Origin of the sequence: uncultured Bacteroides sp. (genome assembly GCF_949298305.1) — a bacterium.
In the GTDB taxonomy this organism is placed as follows: Bacteria; Bacteroidota; Bacteroidia; order Bacteroidales; family Bacteroidaceae; genus Bacteroides.
This window is the reverse complement of record NZ_CASFWU010000020.1, coordinates 33,996-43,752: the sequence shown is the minus strand read 5'-3', so window position 1 is coordinate 43,752 and position 9,757 is coordinate 33,996. Positions and strand designations below refer to the sequence as shown.

At 56.1% G+C, this 9,757-nt stretch carries 11 protein-coding genes; all 11 read right to left on the bottom strand.

Annotation, left to right across the window (positions count from 1 at the left end):
- The coding region (locus Q1Y74_RS04390) for a DUF4271 domain-containing protein (RefSeq protein WP_300812525.1) at window positions 1-212 on the bottom strand (212 nt) is incomplete at its 3' end.
- Window positions 209-796, bottom strand: a complete 588-nt coding sequence (locus Q1Y74_RS04385; protein ID WP_300812524.1) for a TIGR00730 family Rossman fold protein — start codon at window positions 794-796, stop codon at window positions 209-211. The genes Q1Y74_RS04385 and Q1Y74_RS04390, both read right to left, overlap by 4 nt.
- A 796-nt stretch (window positions 797-1,592) precedes the next feature.
- Window positions 1,593-2,096 (bottom strand): RNA polymerase sigma factor, encoded by a 504-nt coding sequence (locus Q1Y74_RS04380; RefSeq protein ID WP_300812523.1) that lies wholly within the window; start codon window positions 2,094-2,096, stop codon window positions 1,593-1,595.
- Between the two features lie 354 nt (window positions 2,097-2,450).
- On the bottom strand, window positions 2,451-3,743 hold the full coding sequence (metK, locus tag Q1Y74_RS04375; RefSeq protein ID WP_300812522.1) for a methionine adenosyltransferase: 1,293 nt from the start codon (window positions 3,741-3,743) through the stop codon (window positions 2,451-2,453).
- Window positions 3,744-4,010: 267 nt separating this feature from the next.
- Window positions 4,011-5,039, bottom strand: coding sequence for an endonuclease/exonuclease/phosphatase family protein (locus tag Q1Y74_RS04370; protein WP_300812521.1), 1,029 nt, complete (start codon window positions 5,037-5,039; stop codon window positions 4,011-4,013).
- Between the two features lies 1 nt (window position 5,040).
- Complete coding sequence (folK, locus tag Q1Y74_RS04365) at window positions 5,041-5,586, bottom strand: 2-amino-4-hydroxy-6-hydroxymethyldihydropteridine diphosphokinase (protein ID WP_300812520.1); 546 nt, start codon at window positions 5,584-5,586, stop codon at window positions 5,041-5,043.
- Window positions 5,587-5,609: 23 nt separating this feature from the next.
- Complete coding sequence (gene queA, locus Q1Y74_RS04360; RefSeq protein WP_300812519.1) at window positions 5,610-6,668, bottom strand: tRNA preQ1(34) S-adenosylmethionine ribosyltransferase-isomerase QueA; 1,059 nt, start codon at window positions 6,666-6,668, stop codon at window positions 5,610-5,612.
- Window positions 6,669-7,036: 368 nt separating this feature from the next.
- On the bottom strand, window positions 7,037-7,744 hold the full coding sequence (gene truB / locus Q1Y74_RS04355; RefSeq protein ID WP_300812518.1) for a tRNA pseudouridine(55) synthase TruB: 708 nt from the start codon (window positions 7,742-7,744) through the stop codon (window positions 7,037-7,039).
- Window positions 7,745-7,762: 18 nt separating this feature from the next.
- Complete coding sequence (locus tag Q1Y74_RS04350) at window positions 7,763-8,554, bottom strand: undecaprenyl-diphosphate phosphatase (RefSeq protein ID WP_300812517.1); 792 nt, start codon at window positions 8,552-8,554, stop codon at window positions 7,763-7,765.
- A gap of 9 nt (window positions 8,555-8,563) precedes the next feature.
- Window positions 8,564-8,815: a DUF3098 domain-containing protein gene (locus Q1Y74_RS04345; RefSeq protein WP_300812516.1), complete on the bottom strand. Its 252-nt coding sequence runs from the start codon at window positions 8,813-8,815 to the stop codon at window positions 8,564-8,566.
- Between the two features lie 65 nt (window positions 8,816-8,880).
- The gene (locus Q1Y74_RS04340; RefSeq protein ID WP_300812515.1) at window positions 8,881-9,753 is read right to left on the bottom strand and encodes a permease-like cell division protein FtsX; all 873 of its coding nucleotides are present in this window, start codon (window positions 9,751-9,753) and stop codon (window positions 8,881-8,883) included.
- Between the last annotated feature and the right edge of the window lie 4 nt (window positions 9,754-9,757).

The window sequence follows — 9,757 nt, the reverse complement described above, 5'->3', positions numbered from 1 at the left end:
GCCGTGGAGGTGGAGAAGATGCTGGCACGCTCGCGGTGCATCAGGTAGTCCTTCATCAGCTGGCTCAGGAACTTGCGGCTGCGCGAAAGCACGTAGGCCGAGAGGAAGAAACAGCCCAGCAGGACCATCGCCACACAGTCGTCCATGTAGGGAGCGTAGGGAATGGGGATGGCCTCGGTCCCGGCAGTCCAAAGTACCAGCAGCTCACTCATATCGCGGCAAACTTACGGATGGAAACGTCCCACAGGGGGGTGGTGCGGACCAGTTCGAGGGCTTCGGCCGGCGTGCGGGCCACGCGCCAGATGTCCATGTGGCGGGCACCCATGAAGTGTTCCTCGGCCGCACGGCCGAACATTTCGAGCAGGGGGTCGTAGTAGCCCTTCACGTTCAGGATGACGATGGGCTTCAGGTAGAGGCCCAGCTGCTTCCAGGTGATGACCTCCAGCAGCTCCTCCAGCGTGCCGCATCCGCCGGGCAGGGCGATGACGGCGTCGCTCAGCTCGGCCATGCGCCGCTTGCGCTCGTGCATGGTGTCCACCTCCACCAGTTCGGTAAGTCCCGTGTGGTGCCACCCCTGCTCCACCATGAAGCGCGGAATGACGCCCGTCACAGCGCCGCCGGCTGCCAGCACCGAGTCGGCCACGGCAGCCATGAGGCCCATGTTGCCCGCACCGTTCACCAGGCGGATGCCCTGCGTGCCCAACAGCGTGCCCAGCTGGTGCGCAGTCTCGAAATAGATGGAGTCAATCTTGGTGCTCGACGCACTGTAAACACATACCGAATTTATCTTATTCATCGCTCTTTGCTTTCTTTGTGATAACCGGATGCAAAGATAGTGCAAACCGTGGGAAGCGCAAAGCGAAAGTCCTGTTTTCAGATGGGGCTGGCGGAGCGCAGCCCCGGCCTGCCGCCGGCGCACCTGGGACAAGGCCGATTCCTTTCTTGACATTTTGACACTTTGACTTTTCCGATGCCCCAGAATCGGTTTTTCCGGCCTGCCGCCCGGCTTGCACGGAAAAACGGAAGCGGAAATCAGCAACCGGCTGCATGGCAGACGGATAGCGAAATCCTTACATTTGAAAGAGCGGGAAAAGCGGCTTCCGAAGGAGAGAAACGCCCTCTTTCCGGCTCCGGAAAGCCGCTTGGAAGGAGACGGCTATCCTTCCGGAAGGCCGCGACCAGGTTTTCCGGCACTCCGCACAAGCAATCTGCGGCCACCGAACAAGCAATCTGTCCGCTCCGAACAAGCATTCCGCACGGACGAAACAAGCATGGCAGACGGACGGAGCTTGCACGGTGGCCGCTCCAGACATACCGAAAGCGCCGTCACGGCCTCTGTTTCGCGTTTTTTGCAGAAAGACCGTGTCGGCAAAATCCGCTTAAAGCCGACTTTCTGCAAGCTTTTTGCCGATATTACTAACAATCGGACAGACGGTTAAGGGCAAGCGCCCAAGGGAAAAAGGGTGTGTGGAGCGTATGGAGACGGAACATTGCAACATGGAAAGTGGGCTGGTGAACCAGCCCACTTTCCATGGAGGCCGAAGCACGGACGCGGCCGGCCAGAGGCACGCCTCCCGGACAGGGAGGGGTGTTCAGCGGAAATCCTTGAGCACCTGCTGCAGTTTCTGGCGGGTGAAGAAGATGCGGCTCTTCACCGTGCCGAGGGGGAGGTCCAGCTTCTCGGCTATCTCGCGGTATTTGAAGCCCGAGATGTGCATGGAGAAGGGTATCTTGTACTCGCGCGGCAGGGCGTTGACCACCCGGTGCATCTCCTTAAGGTCGTAGGCGCGCTCGGTGCTCTCGTAGCTGGTGTCGGGCGAGAAGTTGAGGTAATAGAGGTTGTCCGTCTGGTCCACAAAGGTCTGTTCGCGCACCACCTTGCGGTAGTTGTTGATAAAGATGTTTCGCATGATGGTGTACATCCATCCCTTGAAATTGGTTTCGGGCATGTACTTGTCTTCGTTGTCCAGTGCCTTGAGCGAAGTCTCCTGGAGGAGGTCATTGGCTTCTTCGCGGTCCGAAGTCAGCTTATAGGCAAAACGCAAAAGATCATCCTGCACTTTTATAAGGTCTTGCGCAAAAGTTGTACTGTTCATAATTCATAGATTTTTTTTAGTTACATATTCGTTTTTTAGCTTTCCAGCGATGCAAGTTTACGAATGTTTTACGGGTAGGGCAGACCATATTCAGACATTACAGAGGGGAAGAACTGACAATTGTCTGATTTCGGGTGCAGATTGTCTGATTTCGGGTGCCTCCGCACCCTCGGGATAAGGAAAAAGAAGGAAAAAAAACTGAACGACTGTTGCACGGAAGGTGCAACGGAAGGGAATTTGCGGCAAACCGCGGGCAGAGTGTTTAGATTTGTAGAAACAAAAACAGATGGCCACAACTTGTCTTAAAAACAGGCGTTGCGGCCATCTGCCGGTATCAGTAGGATGGAGCTATGTTCAGAGTCCGAAGGCAGCCTTCACCTTGTCCACATAGTCCAGCTTCTCCCAGGTGAAGAGCTCTACCTCCACGTCCTTGTCGCCTTCGTAGCGGCTGCGGAAGTGCTTGGTGACCACTTGCGGCTCGCGGCCCATGTGGCCGTAGGCGGCGGTCTCCTGATAGATGGGATTGCGCAGCTTCAGGCGGTCTTCGATGGCTTTGGGACGAAGGTCGAAGAGCTCGTCAATCTTGCGGGCTATCTCGCCGTCGGTCATGTTCACATGGCTGCGTCCGTAGGTATTGACGTAGATGTTGATGGGGCGTGCCACGCCGATGGCATAGCTGACCTGTACCAGCATCTCGTCCGCCACGCCGGCAGCCACCAGGTTCTTGGCGATGTGGCGGGCGGCGTAGGCTGCCGAACGGTCCACCTTCGAGGGGTCCTTGCCCGAGAAGGCTCCGCCGCCGTGTGCGCCCTTGCCGCCGTAGGTGTCCACAATGATTTTGCGTCCCGTCAGTCCGCTGTCGCCGTGAGGTCCGCCGATGACGAACTTGCCCGTGGGGTTGACGTGGTACTTGATGTCGTCGTTGAACAGGGCCAGCACCTTGGGTGCGTGGATGGAGGCGATGACGCGGGGCATGAGCACCTCGATGACGTCGCGGCGGATAATGGCCAGCATCTCCTCGTCAGCCTTCAGCTGGGCGGCCTCGGTGTCGTCGGCGGGCTGGATGAAGTCGTCGTGCTGGGTGGAGACGACGATGGTGTCAATGCGCACGGGCGTGCCGTTGTCGTCGTATTCGATGGTCACCTGGCTCTTCGAGTCGGGGCGCAGGTAAGTCATCTGCCTGCCCTCACGGCGTATGTCGGCCAGCACCTGCAGGATGCGGTGTGCCAGGTCGAGCGAGAGGGGCATGTAGTTCTCGGTCTCGTTGGTGGCATAGCCGAACATCATGCCCTGGTCGCCGGCACCCTGTTCCATGGGGTCCTGGCGCTCCACGCCGCGGTTGATGTCGGGGCTCTGCTCGTGAATGGCGCTCAGCACGCCGCACGAGTTGCTCTCGAACATGTACTCGCCCTTGGTATAACCGATTTTCTTGATGACCTCGCGGGCAATGAGCTGGAGGTCCACATAGGCTTTGGTTTTCACTTCACCTGCCAGTACTACCTGTCCGGTAGTCACCAGCGTTTCGCAAGCTACTTTTGAACTGGGGTCGTAGGCCAGCAGTTTGTCAAGCACAGCGTCCGATATCTGGTCGGCCACTTTGTCGGGGTGTCCTTCGGACACCGATTCGGATGTGAATAAATATCCCATACTCTTTAAAAATTAAGAATGAATAGTTAATAATTAAAAGTTGAACGGATGGGAAATGTGTGAGTAGAGATACCGGCACGTTGCCGGCGTTTTCAGAAAAGTATGTGTTTTAGCATTTTTTTCTGTGGTTGCAAGCTACTCAAATCTTTCCACATTGGTTTTAGCGGGCACAAAGGTAGAGATAATTTCCTGATGTAGTGCTATCCCGACGGAAGATTAACACTGATTAGGGATTACAGGAGCTGAAAAGGCGGCGGCAGGGGGTGTTCAGCGGACTTCAAAAGTCACCAGCAGCCCCTTGTGGTCGGTGGGCCACACGCCCAAGGGAAGCAGGAAGCGGTCTTTCGACTGTTCGGGCACGCGCTTGCTGCGGACAATGGAGCCGCGGGGACCGAAGATGACGGCATCCTTCAGCCTGAGGGACGGATGGGGGTGATAGAACACATAGTCTATCCGCTCCCGCTCGTCGGCTTTGGGGGCCCAGGTCAGCCGGCTGACAGGAAGCAGCGGATTGTCGGCCGGAAAGGTGAAGCCGGGATAGTCCACCACATCGGGGTAAAGCTCGCGGTAGGTGTCCACAAAGCCGTTGTTGTCCAGCAGCAGGGGGACGGTCCAGGGCACAATCAGGCCGTTGTGGTCGAACAGGTCCTTCGTCCCGCGTGTCCAGTCGAGGTGCGATGGTTCGTTGAAGTCGCCGCCCAGGATGACAATCGTGCCCTCGGCAATGTCCTTCTTTGCCTCGGCCAGGAAGCAGCGGATGGCATCGTCGCGCAGGGAGGCGTCGTTCACCTGCAGCACCTCCAGCACCGTCTGCGGTATGGGGATTTCTTTCCACGTGGAACCGTCATATCCGCGCACATTGTAGTAGGCGTCGTTCAGGTAGTCCAGATGGGCCGTATAGACAGCCACCCGATGCCCGTGGACAGTGCTCACCATCTTGTAGATGCTGCCGTGGTCGTCGTTCAGGGGGAATACCGTCAGCGAGTCCGTAATCGGGTGCCGGCTCAGCAGGCCCGAATCGTCGCTGAAGAAGGAATAATAGGTCTCGCCCCGCTGTCCCAACGACTGCACAATGCGGTCGCAGAAGCGGGTATTCCGATAGTTCCTCACCTCGCTGAAGGTGACGAAATCGGGCTTCAGGCGGACAATCTCATTCACAATGGCGTCATATCCGCCTTCCACTTGCGTGCCCTCCTGCCAGATGTTCCATTGCAGGACGGTAAACTCATTGGACTGTTGTGCCTTGACAAACCAGGCGCAACACAAAATCCAACCAATCAAGAACAGTCGTTTCATATTATTCTGCATTGGGACGAATCAGGCCTGCTGCCCCGGGCATAATCTCCAGCAAAGGCTTCATCACGAAATCGCGCAGGTGCATCAGCGGATGGGGCAGCTTCAGCTGCGGAGTGTCCACACACACCTGACCGCCCGAAGCGTCCAGGCAAAGCAGGAGGTCGATATCGATGATGCGGTCGTGGTAGACGCCGCCCTCCGACTTGCAGGTGCGGCCCATCGTACGCTCTATCTCCTGCGTCAGCGCAAGCACTTCAAAGGGCGATAACGAAGTCTTCACCCCACAGGCCGCATTGAGGAAGCCGTTGTCGGAACTGAAGCCCCACGGCTCGGTGACATAAAAAGCGGACAGGGCTGTGACCTGCCCCACCCGCTCCTCAATCTCACGCACGGCCGTGCGGAGGTTCTGCTCCTTGTCGCCCAGATTGGTGCCCAGGCCCAGATAATAGATAAACGGAGAACGGAGAACGAAGGATGAAGAAACTTCTTCTGCGCCGGTCTGTCCTTCTTTCCCCGCAGCCGGTCCTCCAAATTCTTCCTTCTTCATTCTCCGTTCTTCACTAAAAGGTTTTACTTGTCCGTAATGAGCATGGCATCGCCATAGGTACCGAAGCGGTAACCTTCCTGCAAGGCCACGTCGTAGGCGTGCATCACCTGCTCGTAACCGCCGAAGGCTGCCACAATCATCAGCAGCGTGGAGAGCGGCATGTGGAAGTTGGACACCATGGCTGTGGCTACGGTGAAGTCATAGGGCGGGAAGATGAACTTGTTGGTCCATCCCTCGTACTCCTTCAGGTGGCCGTCGGTGCTGACGGTGCTCTCAATGGCACGCATCACGGTGGTGCCCACGGCGCACACCTGCTTGTTCAGGTCTTTGGCATGGTTCACAATGCGCACGGCCTCCTCGTTGACAATCATCTGCTCGGAGTCGGTCTTGTGCTTGGTCAGGTCTTCCACGTCAATCTCGCGGAAGTTGCCCAGGCCGGCGTGCAGGGTGATGTAGGCAAAGTCGATGCCTTTAATCTCCATGCGCTTCATCAGCTCGCGGCTGAAGTGCAGGTTGGCGGTAGGCGCGGTCACGGCTCCCTCGTTGCGGGCAAAGATAGACTGGAAGCGCTCTTCGTCTTCGGGCTCCACGGGGCGGTTGATGATGCTGTGGGGCAGCGGGGTCTCGCCCAGGGCGTAGAGGGCCTTCTTGAATTCGTCGTGCGGACCGTCGTAAAGAAAGCGCAACGTGCGGCCGCGCGAGGTGGTGTTGTCAATGACTTCGGCCACCATCGAGTCGTCGTCTCCAAAATAGAGCTTGTTTCCGATACGTATCTTGCGGGCAGGGTCTACCAGCACGTCCCACAGGCGCAGCTCTTCGTTCAGCTCGCGCAGCAGGAACACCTCGATGCGGGCACCCGTCTTCTCCTTGTTGCCGTAGAGGCGGGCGGGGAACACCTTGGTGTCGTTGAAGATAAACACGTCCTTGTCGTCGAAATAGTCCAGAATGTCCTTGAACACACGGTGCTCTATCTCTCCCGTCTTGCGGTGAAGCACCATGAGGCGCGACTCATCCCTGTACTTGGTGGGATGCAAAGCGATCCTTTCTTCAGGAAGCTTGAATTTGAATTGCGACAGTTTCATATCTCTTTCCTTTCTTTATATATAGGTTACTTAAGTTTCGCAAGTTTATTAACTGGTTGTAGTTAAGGAGTTAAGTCAATACCTTTGTGAGAACGCTTAAGCTATTGGCTTTAACTCCTAAGCCCACCCTGGTGGGCGATAACTCCTTCTAACTCCTTTAACTCCTGCAAGTTTCGCACTTGCGAAACTTGAGTAGGTTACTTAAGTTTCTCAAGTCGTTTAAAAAACCGTAGCGAAGGAGTTCAGAAGTCAAGGAGTCAGACAATGGGGGGCGGTATTAACAAAGCCGTCGGCTTTAATTCCTAAGCCTACCCCGGCAGAATCTCTCTCCCTTCGGGGAGACTTTCTTCTCACTCCTTTAACTTGGATCATTCCTCTTCGCCCGTTTCTATTTCCTGCGCATTGATCCACTCCTTGAAGTCAAGCGGATTAAGGCAGTCCTCAATGCGGACATTGCCCACGCGGGTACGTTCCAGAGCCGTCAGGTGAGCGCCGCTGTCCAGCGCCACGCCGATGTCGCGTGCCAGGGCACGGATGTAGGTGCCTTTGCTGCACACCACCCTCACCTTGATGTCGGGCAGGTTGCACTCCAGCAACTCAATCTCGTCTATCACCAGCAGTTTGGGCTTCAGCTCCACTTCCTCTCCCTTGCGGGCCAGGTCGTAGGCGCGCTTGCCGTCCACCATGCAGGCCGAGAAGGCAGGGGGCACCTGCTGAATCTCGCCCACGAATTTCTTCAGCGTCTCTTCCACCAGCTCGCGGGTGATGTGCTCCGTGGGATAGGTGGCGTCTATCTCGTGCTCCAGGTCGTAGGAAGGCGTGGTGGCACCCAGCCGGATGGAGGCTACATACTCCTTGGTGTGGTACTGAAACTCCTCTATCCGCTTCGTGGCCTTGCCCGTGCAGACAATCATCACCCCCGTGGCGAGTGGGTCGAGTGTGCCCGCATGGCCCACCTTGAGCTTCTTCACGCCCAGCCGGCGGCAGATGTGATAGCGCGCATGGCCCACTACCTTGAACGACGTCCAGCCCAGCGGCTTGTTGAAATACAAGACTTCTCCTTCTTTAAAGTTCATATCCGCTCGTCCGTTCACTTATCCGAAAATGAGGGTTGCCAGTCCCACGATGGCACAGTAGATGGCAAAGTAAATCAGCTTGCCCTTCTTCACGATGTTAATCATCCACTTGCAGGCCAGACAGCCCGAAACGAAAGCGGCCAGGAAGCCCACGAGGAGCGAAAACGCGGGAATGTCGCCCGCAATGGCCTCGCCTTTCATCAGCTTCATGCCGTCCAGCAGGGCCTCGCCCAGGATGGGAGGAATCACCATGAGGAACGAGAACTGCGCCAGCTTGGCCTTGTTGTCGCCCAACAGAAGACCTGTGGCGATGGTGCTGCCCGAACGCGACAGGCCGGGAAGCACGGCGCAGGCCTGTGCCAGGCCGATGATGAAGGCATCCTTCATGGAGATGTTCTCCTTCTGCTTCGGCTTATAATAATAGGAGAAAGTCAGCAGCAAGGCCGTCAGCAGCAGGCAGCAGCCCACCACCAGCAGTCCCGAACGGAAGACCGACTCCACTTCGTCCTTGAAAAAGACACCCACAATGCCGATAGGTATCATGGAAATCAGAATGTTGATGACGTAACGCGTCTCCGCATTCATCTGCCACTTGAACAGGCCACGGAAAATCCACTCAATCTCCTTCCACAGAATGACCAGCGTGCTGAACACAGTGGCCACATGGACAACCACCGTAAAGGCCAGGTTCTCTTCTCCCTCCACGCCGAACAAGGCCGAACCGATGGCCAGATGTCCGCTGCTGCTCACAGGCAGGTATTCCGTCAGTCCCTGGATCAAACCCAGGATAAGTGCTTCAAACCAACTCATAGTCTTCTCTTATTTTTCCGAACCCGACTCCTCAACACCGTCTTTCGGTTTGCGGAGCACCGCATAAATCATAAATACAAAACCCAGCAGGCAGACTACGGGAGCCACCTTGATACGTCTCACACTGAAGATGTCCGGTTCATAGGTCGTCGGAGTAGACGAAGGCCCGGTCATCAGAATAAAACCCAGAATCACCACTGCCATACCGATGGCCAGCAGGATGAAGTTGGTTTTGTCGAAAGCAAATTTCTGTTTTACCATTTCGTTTTAAATAATTGTTCGTTGCGTACGGGAAACGGAGAAAAGAAGATTGACCGTTCACCTTATTATATATAATAGAGCGTGCTTGCCTTCATCCGCAGGTATTTGTTGATGGAAAGCAGGGCACACAACCACGTAATCAGAATGCCGAATGCCAGCACCGCCACCGAGACCGTCACCATCACTTCGGGCGTTATCACCCGGATGAGGTCGGGCTCGTAAGACACCAGCCACCAGGCAGCTCCCCACAGGATAGCGTCGGCCATAAACGCCGACACCACTCCAATCCAGAAGTTGCGCCGCAGGAAGGGCCTGCGTATGAAGCCCCAGCTGGCTCCCACCAGCTTCATGGTGTGGATGAGGAAGCGCTTGGAGTAGATGGTCAGCCGGATGGTGTTGTTTATCAGCGCAAAGGAAATCAGCGTCAATACAACCGCCAGCCCCAGCAAGAACAGGCTGATGGTGCGTATGTTGTCGTTGACGGCGTCTATCAGGTCTTTCTGGTAGAGCACGTCCTGAATGTTCGTATTGCGCTTGATGAGTTTCTCTATCTTGGCGATGCTGTCCGAATTGGCATACTCGGAGTTCAACCTGATTTCGATGGAAGCGATGAAGGGATTATATCCCAGGAATTCCTGCGGGTCAGTGCCCATGGCTTCGGCCTGTTCCTCCAGAGCCTGCTTCTTTGAGATGTATTCCGACTCCTTCACAAAGGGCTCCTTCTCCAGCCGCTTCTGAAGCTTCAGGATGTCGCTCTCCTTCATGTCGTCGCTGATGAGGATGGAGAAGCTGATGTTCTCCTTCACATAGACGGACAGGTTGCGGGCGGCCAGCACAAAAAACACCACCAGCCCCAGCAGCAGCAGAACCATCGTGGTGCTGATGCTCGAAGTGACAAACTGCATGTCAACGTAGGATGACGAACCTTTTCTTCCCATGCCC